This window comes from Streptomyces sp. GD-15H (assembly GCF_045291515.1).
Classification (GTDB): domain Bacteria; phylum Actinomycetota; class Actinomycetes; order Streptomycetales; family Streptomycetaceae; genus Streptomyces.
The window spans coordinates 3,685,321-3,706,121 of record NZ_CP149447.1 but is presented as its reverse complement, the minus strand read 5'-3'; the positions used below and the strand labels follow the sequence as shown (position 1 = coordinate 3,706,121).

Here is a 20,801-nt window from a genome sequence, read left to right as displayed (position 1 = left end):
GAGTGGCTCAGTTGCCCGCGACCGACTTCACCGCCACCGAGATCGGTACGGGCCCGCTGATCAGTTCCAGGGTCAGGCCGGCCGTCGCGGCGTTCTCCACCAGCTCCGCCAGGACGGCGGCCACGTCGTCGCGGGGGACCGGGCCGCGGCCGGTGTGGACCTCCAGGCGGACCAGGCCGGTGCCGGCGTCGTCGGTGAGCAGGCCGGGGCGCAGGATCGTCCAGTCGAGGGCGTCCAGGCCGCGTACGTACGCGTCGGCCTCGCCCTTCGCGCGCTGGTACACGTCGAAGACCTCGTCCCCCTCATGGGCGGGGTCCGCGCCCATGGACGAGACGACCACGAACCGCCGGACGCCCGCACGGACCGCGGCGTCGGCGAAGAGGACCGCCGCGGCCCTGTCCACCGTGTCCTTGCGTGCCGCGCCGCTGCCCGGACCGGCACCCGCGGCGAACACCGCGGCGTCCGCGCCTCGGAGTTGCTCCGCGACGTCCTCCACCGACGCCGACTCCAGGTCGAGTACGACCGGTTCGGCGCCGAGCTGCCGCAACGCGTCGGCCTGTTCGGGCTTGCGGATGATGCCCGCCACCTCGTCCCCACGCGCGGCGAGCAACCGCTCCAGCCGCAGCGCGATCTGACCATGACCACCAGCGATGACAATGCGCATGTCTTCGACCGTACGCCGTGACGATCGCATCCGCCCGCGACGTACCGAGCGCGACGCACCTACGACGCCTCGCCACGTCCCTGCCGGGGCAGTCCCCGCCCCGGCTCCGCGGGCGGTGTCGTCGTCGAACCACAGTACTCGCGCACCGCGCTCGTGCGGGCCACCACGCGCCCCCGGTGCACCACGATCCGGCTGTACGCCAGTGACAGCGCCGCCGGCAGCCGGTCGCCGCGGACCGCGAGGAGTTCGGCGGGGAAACCCGCCTCCACCCGTACCTCGGGGAGCCCCAGGGCCGCCCGTGCCGAGGTGCTCACCGCGTCGTAGGCGTCCTCGGGGGACAGTCCGTGACGGGAGGCCAGCAGGTACGCCGCATCCAGCGGGTCGCCGCGGCCGACCGGGTTCGACACGTCCCGCAGGGCGCCGCTCCCGGCCACCACCCGGACGCCCGCCGCACGCAGCAGCCGCACGGGAGCCGTGCCCCGGCGGTCGACGCTGCCGCAGCCGCCCTGCGGCAGACACACCACGGTCACCCCGGCCGCCGCCAGCTGGTCCGCGCTCCGCGAGGCCGCTTCGGCGGGCAGCCGTCCGAGGCCGCCGCACGGGCTGAGCGTCACTCCCGGCCGCAGCCCGCCCGCCATCGCCGCGAGCCGGGCCACGCGGGCGGGGTCGGCGGTGTCGGTGTGTAGGTCGACGGGGACGCCGTGCTCGGCGGCGACCTCCAGGACCGCCTCCACATACCCCGTGGGATCGGGGTCGGCGTCCGGACAGCCGCCCACCACCGACGCGCCCATCTTCACCGCGTCCCGCAGCATCGCGAGCCCGTCCGCTCCGGCCACCCCGGTCAGCACGCGCGGCATCGCCGCCGTCGTCAGCTCGGTCAGCCCGCGCAGCGCATGTTCGACCTGCAGTACGGCGGTGAGCGCGCCGAGCCCGGTCACGTCGTCCACGCGCACATGTGCCCGCAGCGCCGTCGCCCCGTGCCCGAGCTGGAGCAGCGCGGCTTCCGTCGCCCGGCGCCGGACGTCCTGGGAGTCGTACGAGACGGGGCCGTCGGCGTCGGCGGAGAGGGCGGTGTCGGCGTGGGCGTGCGGCTCGGCAGGAGCCGGAAGGAGCAGATGGCCGGCGAGATCGACCCGGGTGCCGCCCCCGCGGGTGCCGTCCACGGTCAGGCTGCCGGCCGTACCGACCGCCTCGATGCGTCCGCCACCCAGCCGTACGTCCACGGTCCGGCCGTCGGTGAGCCGCGCGCCGCACAGCAGGAGCGGCGCCGGGTCGGCCGCGCCGGAGGAAAGCGAGGGCGACGAGGGGGGCGGCGGCTGCGGCCGACTGTCGGGCATCGCGCTCCTGGGGCTCGGACTGCGCGCGGTTGTCGCAGGATCACACAGAGAGAAGATCACGCAGAGTGAGTCGAGCCTAGGGCGGCGGCCCGTCCCTCGCCGGGAGGAGCGCAATAGTCGTACCGGCGTGGTCGGGTGGGAGCTGCTTCACTCGCGGGAAGTGCGCGCCACAGGGGGGACAGGGGCCGCGAAACGGATTTGGGTGAACGGCGGCAGAGCGTGTAATGTCTTCATCGCTCGCCCCAATAGCTCAGTCGGCAGAGCGTCTCCATGGTAAGGAGAAGGTCAACGGTTCGATTCCGTTTTGGGGCTCTGGTGTGTGAGGTTCCCGCCGCGAGGCGGGGCCCGACCGCATCACAGCGGTGTAGCTCAGTCGGTAGAGCAAGCGGCTCATAATCGCTGTGTCACCGGTTCAAGTCCGGTCACCGCTACATGCAGTAGCCGATTGCGGGGTCGGTCCTTCGGTCGGCTACTCTTTCTGTGTTCATTCGTCTATCCGTTCGTCAAGGAGCACTCACGTGGCTGCCACCGACGTCCGCCCGAAGATCACGCTGGCCTGCGTGGAGTGCAAGGAGCGGAACTACATCACCAAGAAGAACCGGCGTAACAACCCGGACCGTCTTGAGATGAAGAAGCACTGCCCGCGTTGCAAGGCGCACACCGCGCACCGCGAAACGCGATAAATCAGGCTCGTACGCGAGGCCGTCCCCGTTGTCAGGGGGCGGCCTCGCGTCGTTTTGCTCACCGGCCGACCGTGGCCGCATCGGATTCAGGCCGACCAGGGCCGGACCAGACACAGGAGGTGCCGCGCGCATGGCGCTCGACCAGTCCTTCGTGGGACGGAGCTACCCGCCCACCGTTCCCTATGAGGTGGGCCGGGAGAAGATCCGCGAGTTCGCCGAAGCGGTGGGGGACGCCAACCCGGCGTACACGGACGCGGAGGCCGCCAAGGCGCTCGGCCACCCCGAGGTGATTGCCCCGCCGACCTTTGTGTTCGCGATCACCTTCAAGGCCGCCGGGCAGGTCATCGCCGACCCCCAGCTCGGCCTGGACTACAGCAGGGTGGTGCACGGCGACCAGAAGTTCGCCTACCGCCGCCCGGTGCGCGCCGGTGACCGGCTCACCGTCACCTCGACCATCGAGGCGATCAAGTCGATGGCGGGCAACGACATCCTGGACATTCGCGGCGAGGTGCACGACGAGGCCGGCGAGCACGTCGTGACCGCCTGGACCAAGCTGGTGGCCCGCGCCGCCGAGGAGGCGTGAGCAGCATCATGACGACGAAGATCTCCTACGCCGACGTCGAGGTCGGCACCGAGCTGCCCGCGCAGACGTTCCCCGTGACCCGGGCCACCCTCGTCCAGTACGCGGGTGCCTCCGGCGACTTCAACCCCATTCACTGGAACGAGAAGTTCGCCAAGGAGGTCGGCCTGCCCGACGTCATCGCGCACGGCATGTTCACCATGGCCGAGGCGATCCGCGTGGTCACCAACTGGGTGGGCGACCCGGGCGCGGTCGTCGAGTACGGCGTCCGCTTCACCAAGCCGGTCGTCGTCCCCAACGACGAGCAGGGCGCCACCATCGAGGTCAGCGGCAAGGTCGCGGTCAAGCTCGACGACCACGAGCGCACGGTCCGCGTCGACCTCACGGCGACCAGCGCGGGACAGAAGGTACTGGGGATGTCCCGGGCGGTCGTACGGCTCGCCTGACCCGCAGGTCACCGAGTGAGGGGCGTTCTTCACTGAGAGCGCCCCTCGCGTTGTCCTGGGGCGCCCGGCACCATGGGGTCCGTCATTTCGGTCGTTCTGGCCGCGCTTCACCCCTTGACGTAGTTAGTGATTGAGCACTAACTTCACTGCATGGTCAGGATGAATGCGGAGGAGAGGCGCGAGAGCATCGTCCGCGCGGCGAGCACCGAGTTCGCCCGCGGCGGCTACCACGGCACGTCGACCGAGGCGATCGCCAAGCGGGTCGGTGTCTCGCAGCCGTATCTCTTCCGGCTCTTCCCGGGCAAGAAGGCCATCTTCCTGGCGGCGGCGGAGCGCTGCGTGGCGGACACCATCCGCATGTTCACGGAGGCCTCCGAAGGGCTGGAGGGCGAAGAGGCCCTGCACGCCATGGCGAACGCCTACACGCGGACCATCGCGGAGCGCCCCGAGCTGCTGATGATGCAGATGCAGATGTACCTCGCGGTGGCGGCCGCCGAGCAGGAGGGCGATCACGAGTTCGGCGCGACAGTGCGCGCCGGCTGGCTGCGGCTGTGGGACGTTGTTCACCTCACGCTGGGGGCCGACGTCGACGGGACGACGATCTTCATGGCACAAGGAATGCTCATCAACTGCCTGACCGCCATGGGGTTCCCGCCCGGGCACCGGGTCTGGGCGGGGCTCCATCCGGGGGCGGGACCAGAAGGCCCAGTGGAGAAGTGAGAGCCCCGTCGGGCGGTGGGCGGAAGAAAGGCGCGCCGGAAAGTCGATGCCGCCCTTTCGTGAACGTGAAAGTTAGTAATCAATAACTAACAACATCTCCTGGGGGAGCGATGTCGCAACAGACCACCGCACGCGGCGGGTCGGCCGCCTGGGCCCTGGTCATCACCAGCGTCGCCGGCTTCATGGCGGCCCTCGACAACCTCGTCGTCACCACCGCACTGCCCTCCATCCGCAAGGACCTGGGTGGCGCCCTGCACGACCTGGAATGGACCGTGAGCGCCTATACGCTCACCTTCGCCGTCCTGCTGATGTTCGGCGCGGCCCTCGGCGACCGCTTCGGCCGCCGCCGGCTCTTCATCGCCGGAATCACCGTCTTCACCGCGGCCTCCGCCGCAGCGGCCATGGCACCCGGCATCGACTCCCTGATCGCCGCACGCGCGGTGCAGGGCGCCGGCGCCGCGGTCATGATGCCCCTCACCCTCACCCTGCTCACGGCGGCCGTGCCCGAAGCCCGGCGCGGCATGGCGTACGGCATCTGGGGTGCCGTGAACGGCCTCGCCGTGGCCTCGGGCCCGCTGGTCGGCGGCAGCCTCACCGAGCACATCTCCTGGCAGTGGATCTTCTGGCTGAACGTCCCGTTCGGCCTGGTCCTCATCCCGCTGGCCCGCCTGCGCCTCGCCGAGTCCCACGGCACCGGAGCCCCGCTCGACCTGCCCGGCACCCTGCTCACCAGCGGCGGACTCTTCGGCATCGTCTACGGTCTGGTCCGCGGGCCCGTCGACGGCTGGACCGGCACCGTCGTGCTGACCGGCCTGTTCGCCGGGACGGCGCTGCTCGTCGGCTTCGTCCTCTACAGCATCCGTGCCGAGAACCCCATGCTGCCGATGCGGCTGTTCCGCTCCCGTGCCTTCTCCGGCATCAACGCGGCGAGCCTGCTGATGTTCCTCGGCATGTTCGGCTCGATCTTCCTGCTCAGCCAGTACATGCAGGGCGTACTCGGCTACTCGCCCACCGAGGCGGGCCTGCGGATGCTGCCCTGGACCGGCATGCCGATGCTTGTCGCCCCGATCGCCGGCATCCTCTCCGACCGCGTCGGCGGCCGTCCGGTCGTCGCCACGGGCCTGTTCCTGCAGGCGCTCGGCCTCGCCCACCTCGCGGTGGTGGCGACGGCGGACGCCTCCTACGCCGCCCAGCTGCCCGCCCTGGTCATCAGCGGCATCGGCATGGCGCTGTACTTCGCCCCGGCCTCCAACCTGGTGATGTCCAGCGTCCTTCCGAAGGAGCAGGGCATCGCCTCCGGAGCCAACAACGCCCTGCGCGAGGTGGGCGGCGCACTCGGCATCGCCGTCATGGCGTCGATCTTCGCGACCCAGGGCGGCTACGAGTCCGGCCAGGCCTTCGTCGACGGCATGCGGCCGGCGCTGGTCACCGGTGCCGCGGCAGTCGCCCTCGCGGGCATCGCGACCTTGTTCATACCGGCGCGCAGGCCCACCACCCCCCTCCCGCCCCCGGCCGCTCCGACGCCCGAGACGGCACTGGAAACGGTCTCCTGAAGGCATCGAAACGGAACGCATCGAAACGCCACTCACCCACGCGCGCCCTCCCACCACGGAAGGACCCGAATCATGCCCACCCTCCCCTGGACCGTCCCGAACACTCCGCCGCCCCACACCGAAGTGCATGTCTTCGCCTCCCGCTTCGAGACCCGCACCCTCTGGGGAGCCCTGCGCTTCTTCTTCAAGACGCCCGGGGTGTGGTGGCAGGTCAGCAGGGCTCCCGGCGCGTACGGAGCCTCCCTGAAGGCAGAGCCGCTGCGGCGGACCTTCTGGACCCTGTCCGCCTGGGAGTCCCCGAAGGCCCTCGGCGAGTTCGCCCGTACCGGCCCGCACGCGCCGACCGCCCGAGGGCTCGCCGCGCAGATGCGCGACGCCAAGTTCGCCGGCTGGACCGCGAAGAGCGAGGACCTCCCCGTCGACTGGCCCGAAGTGCGGCGCCGCCTCACCTGAAGCACGCGCGCCTGAATGACGGCCGAACGCGCGCGGGGATGACGGCCGGAGGCACGCCCCGCACGCCCGACAGCCCCCACGCCCGACAGCCCCCACGCGCCCGCGCCCGACAGCGGCATCCCGCGCGCATACCGCCCCCGCCGGCCCGCCCCGGCGGGGGCCTTACTCTTGAGCCCGTGCAGGAACTCCACGACGCCCCCCTCGCCCCGCTGACCACGTTCCGCCTGGGCGGACCCGCGACCCGGCTGGTCACCGCGACGACCGACGACGAGGTGATCGGCGTCGTCCGCCAGGCCGACGCCGACGGCACGCCCCTGCTGCTCATCGGCGGCGGCTCGAACCTGGTCGTGGGCGACAAGGGCTTCGATGGCATGGCGCTCGTCATCGCCACCAAGGGCGTCACCCTCGACGGCACCCACCTGGAACTGGCGGCGGGCGAGGTGTGGACCGACGCCGTCACCCGCACCGTGGAGGCCGGCCTGGCCGGCATCGAATGCCTGGCCGGCATCCCCGGCTCGGCGGGCGCGACCCCGATCCAGAACGTCGGCGCGTACGGCCAGGAGGTCTCCTCCACGATCACCGAGGTGGTCGCCTACGACCGCACCACCGGTGAGACGGTCACCCTGGCCAACGAGGAGTGCGCCTTCTCCTACCGCCACAGTCGCTTCAAGGCCGACCCCGAGCGCTACGTCGTCCTGCGGGTCCGCTTCGACCTGGAGGACGCCGGCGGCCTCTCCGGCCCCGTGAAGTACGCGGAGACCGCCCGTGCCCTCGGCGTGGAACCGGGCGACCGCGTCCCCCTGGCCGCGGCCCGCGAGACGGTGCTGAAGCTCCGCGCGGGCAAGGGCATGGTCCTGGACCCCGAGGACCACGACACCTGGTCGGCCGGCTCGTTCTTCACCAACCCCATCCTCACCACCGCGGAGTTCACGGCCTTCCGGACCCGGGCGCGGCAGCTCCTCGGCCCCGACACGGAGCCCCCCGCGTACCCCGCCGGCGAGGGCCGCACCAAGACCTCCGCGGCCTGGCTGATCGACAAGGCCGGCTTCACCAAGGGCTACGGCAACGGCCCGGCCCGCATCTCCACCAAGCACACCCTCGCCCTCACCAACCGCGGCGACGCGACCACCGAGGACCTCCTGGCCCTCGCCCGCGAGGTCGTGGCCGGCGTCCACCGGACCTTCGGCATCACCCTCACCAACGAGCCGGTGACCGTGGGCGCCACCCTCTGACCTCCGGCCCCTCCGCCGACGCCCTCACACCCCCGGCCCCACCAACCACGCGTCGATCCCCGCCAGCAGCTTGGCCTTGACGTCCTCCGGCGCCACCGACCCCCGCACCGACTGCCGCGCCAGCTCCGCCAGCTCCGCGTCCGTGAACCCGTGATACCGGCGCGCGATCTCGTACTGCGCCGCCAGCCGCGAGCCGAACAGCAACGGATCGTCCGCCCCCAGGGCTAGCGGCACGCCCGCCTCGAACAGCCTCCGCAACGGCACGTCCCCCGGCTTCTCGTACACACCCAGCGCCACATTCGACGCCGGACACACCTCGCACGTCACCTGCCGGTCCGCGAGCCGCTGCAGCAGCCGCGGATCCTCCGCCGCCCGCACCCCGTGCCCGATCCGGTCGGCCTCCAGGTCGTCCAGGCAGTCCCGCACGGACGCGGGCCCGGCCAGCTCACCCCCGTGCGGCGCCGACAGCAGCCCGCCCTCGCGCGCGATGGCGAACGCCCGGTCGAAGTCCCGGGCCATTCCGCGCCGCTCGTCGTTGGACAGGCCGAACCCGACGACCCCCCGGTCGGCGTACCGCACCGCCAGCCGGGCCAGCGTGCGCGCGTCCAAGTGGTGCTTCATCCGGTTCGCGGCGACCAGCACCCTGATCCCGAGCCCGGTGTCCCGCCGCGCCGTGTCCACCGCGTCCAGGATGATCTCCAGCGCCGGAATCAGCCCGCCCATCCGCGGTGCGTACGACGTGGGGTCCACCTGGATCTCCAGCCAGCCCGAGCCGTCCTTCAGGTCTTCCTCCGCCGCCTCCAGCACCAGCCGGTGGATGTCCTCCGGCTCCCTCAGGCAGGAGCGGGCGGCGTCGTACAGCCGCTGGAACCGGAACCAGCCCCGCTCGTCCGTGGCCCGCAGACTCGGAGGTTCCCCGCTGGTCAGCGCGTCGGTCAGCGTGTCGGGGAGACGCACGCCGTACTTGTCGGCCAGCTCCAGCACGGTGGCGGGCCGCATCGACCCGGTGAAGTGCAGGTGCAGATGGGCTTTCGGTAGCAGCTGAACGTTTCGAACCGTCTCCATCAACTCTCCGTATGCGTTAGGATCCGCTCCGTGCCGCAAGGTGCCGGACAGGGCTTGTCCGCCGCTGGGTGCGAGCTGAGCGGGAAGCCCCGCACGGGGCGGAGTCACCCAAGGATCGTGCCGCAAAGGATCCTGTACAGGCAGCGAGTTCACCGAACGGGCGCGTGCCTGAACGTACAAGCGGGCCCCCGGCTCGACCGGAGGCCCGCCTGTACGTCATCGGCGTCAGTCCCGTGCCTCCGCCAGCAGCTTCTGGATCCGGCTCACGCCCTCCACCAGGTCCTCGTCGCCCAGCGCGTAGGACAGCCGCAGGTACCCCGGAGTACCGAAGGCCTCACCGGGTACGACCGCGACCTCGGCCTCCTCCAGGATGAGTGCGGCCAGTTCGACGGAGTTACGCGGCCGCTTGCCCCGGATCTCCCTGCCGATCAGGGCCTTCACCGACGGATAGGCGTAGAACGCGCCCTCGGGCTCCGGGCAGACCACGCCGTCGATCTCGTTGAGCATCCGCACGATGGTCCGGCGCCGGCGGTCGAAGGCCTCACGCATCGTGGCGACCGCGTCCAGGGAGCCGGAGACCGCGGCCAGCGCCGCCACCTGGGCGACGTTCGACACGTTCGACGTGGCGTGGGACTGCAGGTTGGTCGCCGCCTTCACGACGTCCTTCGGGCCGATGAGCCAGCCGACCCGCCAGCCGGTCATCGCGTACGTCTTGGCGACGCCGTTGACCACGATGCACTTGTCCCGCAGCTCGGGCAGGAGGGCGGGCAGCGAGGTGAAGGTGGCGTCGCCGTAGACCAGGTGCTCGTAGATCTCGTCGGTCAGCACCCACAGCCCGTGCTCGACCGCCCAGCGGCCGATCGCCTCGGCGTCCTCGGCGCTGTAGACCGCGCCGGTCGGGTTCGAGGGGGAGACGAACAGGACGACCTTGGTCTTCTCCGTCCGCGCGGCCTCCAGCTGCTCCACGCTGACCCGGTAGCCGGTCGTCTCGTCGGCGACGACCTCGACCGGGACACCGCCGGCCAGCCGGATCGACTCCGGGTACGTCGTCCAGTACGGCGCCGGGACGATGACCTCGTCGCCCGGGTCGAGGATCGTGGCGAAGGCCTCGTAGATGGCCTGCTTGCCGCCGTTGGTGACGAGAACCTGGGCGGGGTCCACCTCGTAGCCGGAGTCGCGCAGCGTCTTCGCGGCGATCGCGGTCTTCAGCTCGGGCAGCCCGCCGGCCGGCGTGTACCGGTGGTACTTCGGGTTCCTGCACGCCTCGATCGCGGCGTCGACGATGTAGTCCGGGGTCGGGAAGTCGGGTTCACCGGCGCCGAAGCCGATCACCGGACGTCCGGCGGCCTTGAGGGCCTTGGCCTTGGCGTCCACGGCGAGGGTGGCGGACTCGGAGATCGCACCGATCCGGGCGGAGACCCGGCGCTCGGTGGGAGGGGTTGCAGCGCTCATGGCCCCATCGTTCCAGACCGGCAACCCGCCCGGTACGGGGGTTTCACAGACTGAACAGGTACGGGCAAACCGTTGAACACCAGTCCGTATTCGTTTCCCCGGAGCCCCGCGGCCTGGACGGGCTTGCGTCGGAAGAGCCGTCACGGGCGCTTTCTGTTCGACGCCCGGCGCCGGAACACGTACACTCACACCTCGTTGGCCTTCTGCGGCCGCGCTCGCCGGGTGCACACCAAGCATCCGTGTGAATGCGGTACGTTGGGGGACACGCAAAGGGTCGTAGCTCAATTGGTAGAGCACTGGTCTCCAAAACCAGCGGTTGGGGGTTCGAGTCCCTCCGGCCCTGCTACACACACCTTGGCCAGGATGTGTACGCATGTACGTACAGCAATGCATCGCCGTGCGGCTCATACCGGGCGCGGCACGGCCACGACCCGGAATCAGGTGAGGACGAGTGACGGACGCCGTGGGCTCCATCGACATGCCTGATGCCGAGGACGAGGCACCAGATACCAAGAAGAAGAACCGCAAGGGCGGAAAGCGGGCCAAGAAGGGCCCACTGAAGCGTCTGGCGCTCTTCTACCGCCAGATCGTGGCGGAGCTTCGCAAGGTTGTCTGGCCGACCCGTAACCAGCTGTCGACGTACACCACCGCAGTGATCATCTTTGTGGTCTTCATGATCGGCCTGATCACTTTGTTCGACTACGGTTTCGGCCAAGCCGCCAAGTACGTCTTCGGCTGAGCCGCCAGCGAAGAGCGCCGAGGTACCCGGCGCTCCTTTTCGCGTGTTCCACCCCTATGTATCCAGGAAGAAGCAGCCACCGTGTCTGACCCGAACGTGAACGACGCCGTTGAGCCTCACGGCGAAGGGGCCGAGTCCGTCGAGGACGAACTCGACGCCGTCGAGGGCGCGGACAGCGAGGTCTCGGAGGCCTCCGCCCAGGTCGAGGCTGCCGATGCCGCCGCGGACGAGACCGAGGAAGCGGCCGACGGGACCCCCGAGGCCGAGGACGCCGGGGAAGCCGCCGAAGAGGCCGAGGACGTCCCCGACCCGGTCGAGAAGCTCCGCGAGGAACTGCGGGCGCTGCCCGGCGAGTGGTACGTCATCCACACCTACGCGGGCTACGAGAACCGGGTGAAGACCAACCTGGAGCAGCGCGCCGTCTCGCTGAACGTCGAGGAGTTCATCTTCCAGGCCGAGGTGCCGCAGGAAGAGGTCGTCCAGATCAAGAACGGCGACCGCAAGACGATCAAGCAGAACAAGCTCCCGGGTTACGTCCTGGTCCGCATGGACCTGACGAACGAGTCCTGGGGCGTCGTCCGCAACACTCCCGGCGTCACCGGCTTCGTGGGCAACGCCTACGACCCGTATCCGCTGACCCTGGACGAGATCGTCAAGATGCTGGCCCCGGAGGCCGAGGAGAAGGCCGCCCGCGAGGCCGCCGAGGCCGAGGGCAAGCCGGTTCCGCAGCGCAAGGTCGAGGTCCAGGTGCTGGACTTCGAGGTCGGCGACTCGGTCACCGTCACCGACGGCCCGTTCGCCACGCTCCAGGCGACCATCAACGAGATCAACCCGGACTCCAAGAAGGTCAAGGGCCTGGTGGAGATCTTCGGCCGCGAGACGCCGGTGGAGCTCTCCTTCGACCAGATCCAGAAGAACTGACCCACCCCGATCCGCTGGGCAGAGTTCAGGACAAACGCTTCCGCGCAGGTCAGGCGAACGCTCAGGCGCCCGCCTGACCTGCGCGGTTTTTGGCCGCACATCCATACCCGCTATCGTTGTGCGGTATGCCTGCGTCCGGGCTGGTCCCCGTCGCGCAGGCAGGACCCGAATGGAAAGGACCCGGAGAGCCATGCCTCCCAAGAAGAAGAAGGTCACGGGGCTCATCAAGCTCCAGATCCAGGCCGGTGCCGCCAACCCGGCTCCGCCGGTCGGCCCCGCGCTGGGTCAGCACGGCGTCAACATCATGGAGTTCTGCAAGGCCTACAACGCCGCGACCGAGTCGCAGCGTGGCTGGGTCATCCCGGTGGAGATCACGGTCTACGAGGACCGCTCCTTCACCTTCATCACCAAGACCCCGCCGGCCGCGAAGATGATCCTCAAGGCCGCGGGCGTGGAGAAGGGCTCCGGCGAGCCGCACAAGACCAAGGTCGCGAAGATCACGCGTGACCAGGTCCGCGAGATCGCCACCACCAAGATGCCCGACCTCAACGCCAACGACCTGGACGCCGCCGAGAAGATCATCGCCGGCACCGCCCGTTCCATGGGCGTCACGGTCGAGGGCTGACCTCAACCCCCGTAAGCCAAGCAGAAGTGTGGAAGGGCCCGCTCGGCCCGGACCACGACTCCTAAGAACCCACAGGAGCTTTAAGTGAGCAAGCGCAGCAAGTCTCTCCGCGCTGCGGACGCCAAGATCGACCGGGAGAAGCTGTACGCCCCGCTCGAGGCCGTCCGTCTCGCCAAGGAGACCTCCACGTCCAAGTTCGACGGCACCGTCGAGGTCGCCTTCCGTCTGGGTGTCGACCCGCGCAAGGCCGACCAGATGGTCCGTGGCACCGTGAACCTCCCGCACGGCACCGGCAAGACCGCCCGGGTCCTGGTCTTCGCGACCGGCGACCGTGCCGAGGCCGCGCGTGCCGCGGGCGCCGACATCGTCGGCGCCGACGAACTGATCGACGAGGTGTCGAAGGGCCGTCTGGACTTCGACGCCGTCGTCGCCACCCCGGACCTCATGGGCAAGGTCGGCCGCCTCGGCCGCGTCCTCGGTCCCCGTGGTCTCATGCCGAACCCCAAGACCGGCACCGTGACCCCGGACGTCACCAAGGCTGTCAACGACATCAAGGGTGGCAAGATCGAGTTCCGCGTCGACAAGCACTCGAACCTGCACTTCATCATCGGCAAGACGTCCTTCGACGAGACCAAGCTGGTGGAGAACTACGGCGCCGCGCTGGACGAGATCCTCCGTCTGAAGCCGTCCGCCGCGAAGGGCCGCTACATCAAGAAGGCCGCGATGACCACCACGATGGGCCCCGGCATTCCGCTCGACCCGAACCGCACCCGCAACCTCCTCGTCGAGGAGGACCCGGCGGCGGTCTGAGCCTGACGGCTCGTCCCCACGGTCACGGGCCCCGCGCCCGCAGCATCCCTGCTGCGGGCGCGGGGCCCGTTCCGGTTCCGGTACGGGCCCCGGATGGTCCGCGCTACGGTGCGGCCACGGGGTTCGCACGGGAGAGGGCGGGGCGCGTACGGGTGGGACCGATGGCGATCACGACCGTGCGCCGGACGGGCCTCGCGCTCACCGCGCTCACCGCGCTCACCGCGCTGTCCGCCTGTACGTCCTCGGCTTCCTCCGGTCCCTCCGGCGGCCGTGGTGCCGGCACCGGACAGCGGGACGAGGCGCCGCGCCTCCGGTCCGTCACGGCGCTGCGTTCCGCCGAGCGCTCCACCGACGGCGCCGGGTCCGCCCGGGTCGAGTCCACTACGGCCATGGGCTCGATGATGCCCATGACGGCCGAGGGCACCCTCGCCTGGAGCGACGATCTCATCGGTACCGTGACCCTCACGTACACGGACGGCGCGGTGGCCGACGCCATGCGCCGCCTCGGCAGCACGTCGATGGAGGCCCGCTCCCTGCCCGACGCCTACTACGCGCGCGTGGGCGACGCGTTCGCCGCGCGGACGGGCGGCAGGCACTGGCTCCGGTACGGCCACGACGATCTCGAGGGCATCGCCGGCGGCGGAGCCGCCGGTCTCGGGGACCAGATCCGCGGCTTCACGCCCCAGCAGTGCGTGAAGCCGCTGCTGGCCTCCGGCGACGTGCGGAGCATCGGTGAGGAACAGGTACGGGGCACACCCGCCACGCGCTGCTCGGGCACGGCGGAGCCGTCCGGCCTGGAGACACGGAACCCGGGCCCCGGGGAGGGACGCGCGGCCGACCTGGCGGATCTGAAGGAGCGGCTGATCCGGGCCGGGGTCACCACCCAGACGGTGGACGTCTGGGTCGACGAGCGGGATCTGCTGGTCAAGAAGGTGGAGCGGGCGGAGACGGGACGGGCCGGCTCACCCAGACCGCGCACTACGCCGAATACGGCGTGAAGGTGACGGCCGAGGCTCCCCCCGCCGACGGCACCCAGGACGCCACGAACGTGCTGGACGGCCGGCGCGCCGCCCTCCGAGCCGCCGCCCGCCGTACCCCTGCCACGCCCTCCGGCAGAACTCGAAGGCCGCTGTCAGGGGTGTGAGATAGGGTCAAAATCCTTGTTGGACAAGCCATGTGTTCCCTGGGGGGAACCGAGGACCTGGGGGGATTCGATGAGAACTTCCATACCTGCCGCCGGACTCACTGCACTCGTTCTCGCGGCCGGCGCGGTCGGTTGCTCCAAGGGCGCCGAGGAATCGCCCGAGATGACGCCGGCGGCGGCCGTGGCCAAGGCGGCGAAGAACACCGAGGACATCACGTCCTTCCGGTACACGATGACCGGTGAGGTCCCGGAGCAGGGCAAGATCGAGGCCGAGGCCTCGATGCGGGTCAAGCCCGACATTGCCATGAGCATGCAGATGTCGGCTCCCGACGCGGGTGCGCAGGACAAGGTGGAGATCCGGCTCGTCGACAAGGCCATGTACATCGGCGGCGGCGCCGCGATGGCCAAGGAGATGGACGGCAAGAGCTGGATGAAGTTCGACCTGGCCGCGCTCGGCGCCGACGCGGAGCTGAACGAGCTCGGCGCCCCCAAGCAGGCCGAGCAGAACCCGGCCGCCGAGTCCACCTTCCTCACCGGTGCCGAGGACGTGAAGAAGGTCGGCACCGAGAAGATCGACGGGGTCGAGACCACCCACTACTCGGGCACCGTCACCCTCGACGACCTGCGCGACTCGCTCAAGGACAAGGACGCCAAGGCCGCCGAGACCGGCGAGAAGAGCATCGAGAAGTACGAGAAGATGGGCCTCGAATCGCTCACGATGGACATGTGGGTCGACGGCGAGGACCGCACCAAGCAGTTCCGGATGCGCGGCGACGCCACCGAGGGCCCGATGGACATGACCATCAAGTTCCTCGACGTCAACAAGCCGGTGACGGTCGAGGCCCCGCCGGCCGAGGACACCGCCGACCTGGCCGAGATGATGAAGGAAGCCGAGCAGAGCTGACCGGATCGGATCGGCCCGGACTGGAACGGCCCGCTGGTCCCGGGGAACGGATTTGCCTCCCGGCGATCCGTTCCCGTACTCTCCTGAAGAAGCCAAAGACCGCTGGTCGTTGCCGTGCGCTCGTCAGAGAGTGCGGTGGCCGAAGGATCCGCTGAACTGCGGACGACCCGCGCAGGTGACAGTGGAAGAGTTCCCGGAATTCGCCGCCGCGAGGATGCGAATCACCGGTTGAGCCTCGCCCCGTGCGCCTGCGTCCGGGGCGTTTCGTTTTTCCCAGTCCTCCTTCGGGTCCGCGCGGTCTGAATCACCCGGAAGGAGGCCGAGACTCTATGGCGAGGCCCGACAAGGCTGCCGCGGTTGCCGAGCTGACGGACAAGTTCCGCAGCTCCAACGCCGCCATGCTGACCGAGTACCGCGGTCTCACCGTGGCGCAGCTCAAGACGCTGCGTCGTTCGCTCGGTGAGAACGCCCAGTACGCCGTGGTGAAGAACACGCTGACCAAGATTGCGGCCAACGAGGCCGGGATCACGCTGGACGACCAGCTCTTCGCTGGTCCGACGGCGGTCGCCTTCATCACCGGTGACCCGGTGGAGTCGGCGAAGAGTCTCCGTGACTTCGCCAAGGACAACCCGAATCTCGTCATCAAGGGCGGTGTCCTTGACGGCAAGGCGCTGTCCGCCGACGAGATCAAGAAGCTTGCGGACCTCGAGTCCCGCGAGGTTCTGCTCTCCAAGCTGGCGGGTGCCTTCAAGGGCAAGCAGTCCCAGGCTGCGCAGCTCTTCCAGGCGCTTCCGTCGAAGCTCGTCCGCACCGTGGACGCGCTCCGTGCCAAGCAGGACGAGCAGGGCGGTGCCGAGTAATTCGGCTCGCTTTCCGGCCCTCGCCGCTTGAGGTGAGGGCCGATGCGGGCCCGACGTACGCCCGCCTCACCCCGTACATCCGGCACCTGCCGATTTAGTGGAAGGACCGCCATCATGGCGAAGCTCACCCAGGACGAGCTGCTGGCCCAGTTCGAGGGCATGACCCTCATCGAGCTCTCCGAGTTCGTGAAGGCCTTCGAGGAGAAGTTCGACGTCACCGCCGCCGCCGCGGTCGCCGTGGCCGGCCCGGCCGGTCCGGCCGCCCCGGTCGAGGCCGAGGCCGAGAAGGACGAGTTCGACGTCGTCCTCACCGGCGCCGGTGACAAGAAGATCCAGGTCATCAAGGTCGTGCGCGAGCTGACCTCCCTCGGCCTGAAGGAGGCCAAGGACCTGGTCGACGGTGCGCCGAAGCCCGTCGTCGAGAAGGTCAACAAGGAAGCCGCCGACAAGGCCAAGGAGGCCCTCGAGGGCGCCGGCGCCTCCGTCGAGGTCAAGTAAGACCTTCCGGGTCCGACAGGGCTCCCGCGGCCCGGCTGAGCCGGACCCGCACCGCGTCCACCAGGGCGTGTAACGCGTAAGCACCGAGGAGCGATCATCCATCCGGGTGGTCGCTCCTTCGGTGTGTCCGGGGCCCGGCAGCGGCTGCCTTGCACCCGGGACGGCGGGGGGTATGGTGATCTTCGATGTGGCCCTCCGCGGGCCGCGAAGAGTCGCCTGTTGAAAGGCGGTTCGGGCAAGGGGGCCTTGACGAACCGCACGCAGCGCGTAATTCTCAGGACGCGTCGTCACAAGGATCCGAATCCGAGGCATGGATCGGTGGCGAAGAGGGCAGTATCACGGTGCGTCGAGGGCACGACCGTGCCACAGGAGTTGAGAACAACGAGGGCCTTTGAGGGTCTCGAAAACCCGCACTGGACATCAGTGTGCCAAGTGGCTACACTGACCCTTTGCGCTGCCTGTTAGCTGCCCCCTGCCCGTCACCAGGGGCATGCCCTCACTTGAGCACAGAGGATCAGAGCTCTCTGACCTGGCCTTTTTCCGGTCGGATGGAGAAGTATCTGGCACCGTGTCCCGTGGGGGGCCGGCACGCGCGTAGTGAGTCCGAGCCCTCGGAAGGACCCCCTCTTGGCCGCCTCGCGCAATGCCTCGACCGCGAATATGAACAACGCTGCCAGCACCGCCCCGCTGCGCATCTCTTTTGCAAAGATCAAGGAGCCCCTCGAGGTTCCGAACCTTCTTGCGCTGCAGACCGAGAGCTTCGACTGGCTGCTCGGCAACAACGCCTGGAAGGCTCGCGTCGAGGCCGCTCTGGAGAACGGTCAGGACGTCCCCACCAAGTCCGGTCTGGAGGAGATCTTCGAGGAGATCTCCCCGATCGAGGACTTCTCCGGGTCGATGTCGCTGACCTTCCGCGACCACCGCTTCGAGCCGCCGAAGAACTCCATCGACGAGTGCAAGGACCGTGACTTCACGTACGCGGCGCCGCTCTTCGTCACCGCCGAGTTCACCAACAACGAGACCGGCGAGATCAAGTCCCAGACCGTCTTCATGGGCGACTTCCCGCTCATGACGAACAAGGGCACCTTCGTCATCAACGGCACCGAGCGTGTCGTGGTGTCGCAGCTGGTCCGTTCGCCGGGTGTCTACTTCGACTCCAGCATCGACAAGACGTCCGACAAGGACATCTTCTCCGCCAAGATCATCCCGTCCCGGGGTGCCTGGCTGGAGATGGAGATCGACAAGCGCGACATGGTCGGCGTCCGCGTCGACCGCAAGCGCAAGCAGTCCGTCACCGTCCTGCTCAAGGCGCTCGGCTGGACCACCGAGCAGATCCTCGAGGAGTTCGGCGAGTACGAGTCCATGCGCGCCACCCTGGAGAAGGACCACACCCAGGGCCAGGACGACGCGCTGCTCGACATCTACCGCAAGCTGCGTCCGGGCGAGCCCCCCACCCGCGAGGCCGCGCAGACGCTGCTCGAGAACCTCTACTTCAACCCCAAGCGCTACGACCTCGCCAAGGTCGGCCGCTACAAGGTCAACAAGAAGCTGGGTGCCGACGCGCCGCTCGACGCGGGCGTGCTGACCGTCGAGGACGTCATCTCGACGATCAAGTACCTGGTGAAGCTGCACGCCGGTGAGATCGAGACCGTCGGCGACAGCGGCCAGACCATCGTCGTCGAGACGGACGACATCGACCACTTCGGCAACCGTCGCCTGCGCAGCGTGGGCGAGCTCATCCAGAACCAGGTCCGCACGGGTCTGGCCCGGATGGAGCGCGTCGTGCGTGAGCGCATGACCACGCAGGACGTCGAGGCGATCACGCCGCAGACCCTGATCAACATCCGGCCGGTCGTCGCCTCCATCAAGGAGTTCTTCGGCACCAGCCAGCTGTCCCAGTTCATGGACCAGAACAACCCGCTGTCCGGGCTGACGCACAAGCGTCGTCTGTCCGCGCTCGGCCCGGGTGGTCTCTCCCGTGAGCGGGCCGGCTTCGAGGTCCGTGACGTACACCCCTCGCACTACGGCCGCATGTGCCCGATCGAGACGCCCGAAGGCCCGAACATCGGCCTGATCGGCTCGCTCGCCTCCTACGGCCGGGTCAACGCGTTCGGTTTCGTCGAGACCCCGTACCGCAAGGTGAACGACGGCCAGGTCACCGACGACGTCGACTACCTGACCGCAGACGAGGAGGACCGCTTCGTCCTCGCGCAGGCCAACGCCCCGCTCACCGACGAACTGCGGTTCGCCGAGGCCCGCGTGCTGGTCCGCCGCAAGGGCGGTGAGGTCGACTACGTCAGCCCCGACGAGGTCGACTACATGGACGTCTCGCCGCGCCAGATGGTGTCGGTCGCGACCGCCATGATCCCCTTCCTCGAGCACGACGACGCCAACCGTGCCCTCATGGGCGCGAACATGATGCGTCAGGCCGTGCCGCTGATCAGGTCCGAGGCCCCGCTCGTCGGCACCGGCATGGAGTACCGCTCCGCCGCCGACGCCGGTGACGTGGTCAAGGCCGAGAAGGCGGGTGTGGTCCAGGAGGTCTCCGCGGACTACATCACCACCACCAACGACGACGGCACGTACATCACGTACCGCCTGGCCAAGTTCGCCCGCTCCAACCAGGGCACCTCGGTCAACCAGAAGGTCATCGTCAACGAGGGCGACCGCGTCATCGAGGGCCAGGTCCTCGCCGACGGTCCGGCCACCGAGAACGGCGAGATGGCGCTCGGCAAGAACCTGCTGGTCGCGTTCATGCCGTGGGAGGGTCACAACTACGAGGACGCGATCATCCTGTCGCAGCGCCTCGTGCAGGACGACGTCCTCTCCTCGATCCACATCGAGGAGCACGAGGTCGACGCCCGTGACACCAAGCTCGGCCCCGAGGAGATCACCCGGGACATCCCGAACGTCTCCGAGGAGGTCCTCGCCGACCTCGACGAGCGCGGCATCATCCGCATCGGTGCCGAGGTCGTCGCCGGCGACATCCTCGTCGGCAAGGTCACGCCCAAGGGTGAGACCGAGCTGACCCCCGAGGAGCGTCTGCTGCGCGCGATCTTCGGTGAGAAGGCCCGTGAGGTCCGTGACACCTCGCTGAAGGTGCCGCACGGCGAGATCGGCAAGATCATCGGCGTGCGCGTCTTCGACCGCGAGGAGGGCGACGAGCTTCCCCGGTGTGAACCAGCTGGTGCGCGTCTACGTCGCGCAGAAGCGCAAGATCACCGACGGTGACAAGCTCGCCGGCCGCCACGGCAACAAGGGCGTCATCTCGAAGATCCTGCCGATCGAGGACATGCCGTTCCTGGAGGACGGCACCCCGGTCGACATCATCCTCAACCCGCTGGGTGTGCCGTCCCGAATGAACCCGGGACAGGTACTGGAGATCCACCTCGGCTGGCTCGCCAGCCGCGGCTGGGACGTCTCCGGCCTCGCCGAGGAATGGGCGGAGCGCCTGCGGGACATCGGCGCCGACCGGGTCGAGCCCGGCACCAACGTCGCGACCCCGGTCTTCGACGGTGCGCGCGAGGACGAGCTGGCCGGCCTGCTGCAGCACACCATCCCGAACCGCGACGGCGAGCGCATGGTGCTCCCGAGCGGTAAGGCGCGGCTGTTCGACGGCCGCTCCGGTGAGCCGTTCCCGGAGCCGATCTCGGTCGGCTACATGTACATCCTCAAGCTGCACCACCTGGTCGACGACAAGCTGCACGCCCGCTCGACCGGTCCGTACTCGATGATCACCCAGCAGCCGCTGGGTGGTAAGGCCCAGTTCGGTGGCCAGCGCTTCGGCGAGATGGAGGTGTGGGCGCTGGAGGCGTACGGCGCCGCGTACGCCCTCCAGGAGCTGCTGACCATCAAGTCCGACGACGTCACCGGCCGCGTGAAGGTCTACGAGGCCATCGTCAAGGGCGAGAACATCCCCGAGCCGGGCATCCCCGAGTCCTTCAAGGTCCTCATCAAGGAGATGCAGTCCCTGTGCCTGAACGTGGAGGTGCTGTCCAGCGACGGTATGTCCATCGAGATGCGTGACACCGACGAGGACGTCTTCCGCGCTGCGGAGGAGCTCGGCATCGACCTGTCCCGGCGCGAGCCGAGCAGCGTCGAAGAGGTCTGACGGG

19 protein-coding genes, 3 tRNA genes and 1 pseudogene are annotated in these 20,801 nt (G+C 69.3%); 19 read left to right on the top strand and 4 right to left on the bottom strand.

The window, feature by feature from the left end; all coding sequences use genetic code 11:
* Nucleotides 1–7: 7 nt before the first annotated feature.
* Together WJ438_RS17260 and WJ438_RS17255 are read right to left on the bottom strand one after the other, a co-directional pair.
* Entirely contained in the window at nt 8–664 is a 657-nt protein-coding gene (locus WJ438_RS17260; RefSeq protein ID WP_406726044.1) for an NAD(P)H-binding protein, read from the bottom strand.
* Between the two features lie 59 nt (nt 665–723).
* A complete protein-coding gene (locus WJ438_RS17255; RefSeq protein ID WP_406726043.1) occupies nt 724–2,001 on the bottom strand; it encodes an amidohydrolase family protein in 1,278 nt (425 codons plus the stop codon).
* A 239-nt stretch (nt 2,002–2,240) separates the two neighbouring features.
* On the opposite strand from WJ438_RS17255, the gene WJ438_RS17250 reads away from it, so the two are divergent.
* The 9 genes from WJ438_RS17250 to WJ438_RS17210 all read left to right on the top strand — a co-directional run bounded on the left by WJ438_RS17250 (nt 2,241) and on the right by WJ438_RS17210 (nt 7,668).
* Nucleotides 2,241–2,313, top strand: a tRNA-Thr gene (locus WJ438_RS17250).
* A 46-nt stretch (nt 2,314–2,359) separates the two neighbouring features.
* Nucleotides 2,360–2,432, top strand: a tRNA-Met gene (locus tag WJ438_RS17245).
* An 87-nt stretch (nt 2,433–2,519) separates the two neighbouring features.
* The gene (gene rpmG, locus WJ438_RS17240; RefSeq protein ID WP_006347275.1) at nt 2,520–2,684 is read left to right on the top strand and encodes a 50S ribosomal protein L33; all 165 of its coding nucleotides are present in this window, start codon (nt 2,520–2,522) and stop codon (nt 2,682–2,684) included.
* Nucleotides 2,685–2,814: 130 nt separating this feature from the next.
* Nucleotides 2,815–3,267: a MaoC family dehydratase N-terminal domain-containing protein gene (locus WJ438_RS17235; protein ID WP_406726042.1), complete on the top strand. Its 453-nt coding sequence runs from the start codon at nt 2,815–2,817 to the stop codon at nt 3,265–3,267.
* A gap of 8 nt (nt 3,268–3,275) precedes the next feature.
* On the top strand, nt 3,276–3,710 hold the full coding sequence (locus WJ438_RS17230) for a MaoC family dehydratase (protein WP_406729717.1): 435 nt from the start codon (nt 3,276–3,278) through the stop codon (nt 3,708–3,710).
* A gap of 150 nt (nt 3,711–3,860) precedes the next feature.
* Complete coding sequence (locus WJ438_RS17225; protein ID WP_406726041.1) at nt 3,861–4,430, top strand: TetR/AcrR family transcriptional regulator; 570 nt, start codon at nt 3,861–3,863, stop codon at nt 4,428–4,430.
* Nucleotides 4,431–4,540: 110 nt separating this feature from the next.
* A complete protein-coding gene (locus WJ438_RS17220) occupies nt 4,541–5,983 on the top strand; it encodes an MFS transporter (protein WP_406726040.1) in 1,443 nt (480 codons plus the stop codon).
* A gap of 72 nt (nt 5,984–6,055) precedes the next feature.
* The gene (locus tag WJ438_RS17215) at nt 6,056–6,436 is read left to right on the top strand and encodes a DUF3291 domain-containing protein (RefSeq protein ID WP_406726039.1); all 381 of its coding nucleotides are present in this window, start codon (nt 6,056–6,058) and stop codon (nt 6,434–6,436) included.
* A gap of 176 nt (nt 6,437–6,612) precedes the next feature.
* Nucleotides 6,613–7,668, top strand: a complete 1,056-nt coding sequence (locus WJ438_RS17210; protein WP_406726038.1) for a UDP-N-acetylmuramate dehydrogenase — start codon at nt 6,613–6,615, stop codon at nt 7,666–7,668.
* 24 nt (nt 7,669–7,692) lie between these two features.
* Here WJ438_RS17210 and WJ438_RS17205 read toward each other — a convergent pair whose 3' ends face one another.
* On the bottom strand, nt 7,693–8,733 hold the full coding sequence (locus WJ438_RS17205; RefSeq protein WP_406726037.1) for an adenosine deaminase: 1,041 nt from the start codon (nt 8,731–8,733) through the stop codon (nt 7,693–7,695).
* Between the two features lie 225 nt (nt 8,734–8,958).
* Nucleotides 8,959–10,185: a pyridoxal phosphate-dependent aminotransferase gene (locus WJ438_RS17200; RefSeq protein ID WP_406726036.1), complete on the bottom strand. Its 1,227-nt coding sequence runs from the start codon at nt 10,183–10,185 to the stop codon at nt 8,959–8,961.
* A 270-nt stretch (nt 10,186–10,455) separates the two neighbouring features.
* On the opposite strand from WJ438_RS17200, the gene WJ438_RS17195 reads away from it, so the two are divergent.
* From WJ438_RS17195 to rpoB, 10 genes and pseudogenes are all read left to right on the top strand, one after another.
* Nucleotides 10,456–10,528, top strand: a tRNA-Trp gene (locus WJ438_RS17195).
* Between the two features lie 108 nt (nt 10,529–10,636).
* Nucleotides 10,637–10,924 (top strand): preprotein translocase subunit SecE, encoded by a 288-nt coding sequence (gene secE / locus WJ438_RS17190; RefSeq protein WP_406726035.1) that lies wholly within the window; start codon nt 10,637–10,639, stop codon nt 10,922–10,924.
* A gap of 81 nt (nt 10,925–11,005) precedes the next feature.
* Nucleotides 11,006–11,845 (top strand): transcription termination/antitermination protein NusG, encoded by an 840-nt coding sequence (gene nusG, locus WJ438_RS17185; RefSeq protein ID WP_406726034.1) that lies wholly within the window; start codon nt 11,006–11,008, stop codon nt 11,843–11,845.
* Between the two features lie 190 nt (nt 11,846–12,035).
* A complete protein-coding gene (gene rplK / locus WJ438_RS17180) occupies nt 12,036–12,470 on the top strand; it encodes a 50S ribosomal protein L11 (protein WP_006130605.1) in 435 nt (144 codons plus the stop codon).
* 84 nt (nt 12,471–12,554) lie between these two features.
* Nucleotides 12,555–13,280: a 50S ribosomal protein L1 gene (rplA, locus tag WJ438_RS17175; protein WP_406726033.1), complete on the top strand. Its 726-nt coding sequence runs from the start codon at nt 12,555–12,557 to the stop codon at nt 13,278–13,280.
* A gap of 161 nt (nt 13,281–13,441) precedes the next feature.
* Nucleotides 13,442–14,278: a hypothetical protein gene (locus WJ438_RS17170; RefSeq protein ID WP_406726032.1), complete on the top strand. Its 837-nt coding sequence runs from the start codon at nt 13,442–13,444 to the stop codon at nt 14,276–14,278.
* A 216-nt stretch (nt 14,279–14,494) separates the two neighbouring features.
* Complete coding sequence (locus WJ438_RS17165) at nt 14,495–15,328, top strand: DUF1396 domain-containing protein (protein WP_406726031.1); 834 nt, start codon at nt 14,495–14,497, stop codon at nt 15,326–15,328.
* A 329-nt stretch (nt 15,329–15,657) separates the two neighbouring features.
* Nucleotides 15,658–16,188 carry a 50S ribosomal protein L10 gene (gene rplJ / locus WJ438_RS17160; protein ID WP_406726030.1) on the top strand — a complete coding sequence of 177 codons (531 nt, stop codon included), beginning with the start codon at nt 15,658–15,660 and terminating at the stop codon, nt 16,186–16,188.
* A gap of 114 nt (nt 16,189–16,302) precedes the next feature.
* On the top strand, nt 16,303–16,686 hold the full coding sequence (gene rplL / locus WJ438_RS17155) for a 50S ribosomal protein L7/L12 (RefSeq protein WP_406726029.1): 384 nt from the start codon (nt 16,303–16,305) through the stop codon (nt 16,684–16,686).
* A gap of 627 nt (nt 16,687–17,313) precedes the next feature.
* Nucleotides 17,314–20,797 (top strand): annotated as a pseudogene (gene rpoB / locus WJ438_RS17150) (DNA-directed RNA polymerase subunit beta).
* Nucleotides 20,798–20,801 lie beyond the last annotated feature (4 nt).

Bases quoted from the DNA above. Each gene is read 5' to 3' on its own strand.
- WJ438_RS17230 (WP_406729717.1), top strand. From the start codon at position 3,276: ATGACGACGAAGATCTCCTACGCCGACGTCGAGGTCGGCACCGAGCTG.
- WJ438_RS17165 (WP_406726031.1), top strand. From the start codon at position 14,495: ATGAGAACTTCCATACCTGCCGCCGGACTCACTGCACTCGTTCTCGCG.
- WJ438_RS17260 (WP_406726044.1), bottom strand. From the start codon at position 664: ATGCGCATTGTCATCGCTGGTGGTCATGGTCAGATCGCGCTGCGGCTG.
- WJ438_RS17205 (WP_406726037.1), bottom strand. From the start codon at position 8,733: ATGGAGACGGTTCGAAACGTTCAGCTGCTACCGAAAGCCCATCTGCAC.
- WJ438_RS17220 (WP_406726040.1), top strand. From the start codon at position 4,541: ATGTCGCAACAGACCACCGCACGCGGCGGGTCGGCCGCCTGGGCCCTG.
- rplJ (WP_406726030.1), top strand. From the start codon at position 15,658: ATGGCGAGGCCCGACAAGGCTGCCGCGGTTGCCGAGCTGACGGACAAG.
- WJ438_RS17225 (WP_406726041.1), top strand. From the start codon at position 3,861: ATGGTCAGGATGAATGCGGAGGAGAGGCGCGAGAGCATCGTCCGCGCG.
- WJ438_RS17170 (WP_406726032.1), top strand. From the start codon at position 13,442: ATGGCGATCACGACCGTGCGCCGGACGGGCCTCGCGCTCACCGCGCTC.
- WJ438_RS17200 (WP_406726036.1), bottom strand. From the start codon at position 10,185: ATGAGCGCTGCAACCCCTCCCACCGAGCGCCGGGTCTCCGCCCGGATC.
- WJ438_RS17255 (WP_406726043.1), bottom strand. From the start codon at position 2,001: ATGCCCGACAGTCGGCCGCAGCCGCCGCCCCCCTCGTCGCCCTCGCTT.
- WJ438_RS17235 (WP_406726042.1), top strand. From the start codon at position 2,815: ATGGCGCTCGACCAGTCCTTCGTGGGACGGAGCTACCCGCCCACCGTT.
- WJ438_RS17215 (WP_406726039.1), top strand. From the start codon at position 6,056: ATGCCCACCCTCCCCTGGACCGTCCCGAACACTCCGCCGCCCCACACC.
- rplL (WP_406726029.1), top strand. From the start codon at position 16,303: ATGGCGAAGCTCACCCAGGACGAGCTGCTGGCCCAGTTCGAGGGCATG.
- rplK (WP_006130605.1), top strand. From the start codon at position 12,036: ATGCCTCCCAAGAAGAAGAAGGTCACGGGGCTCATCAAGCTCCAGATC.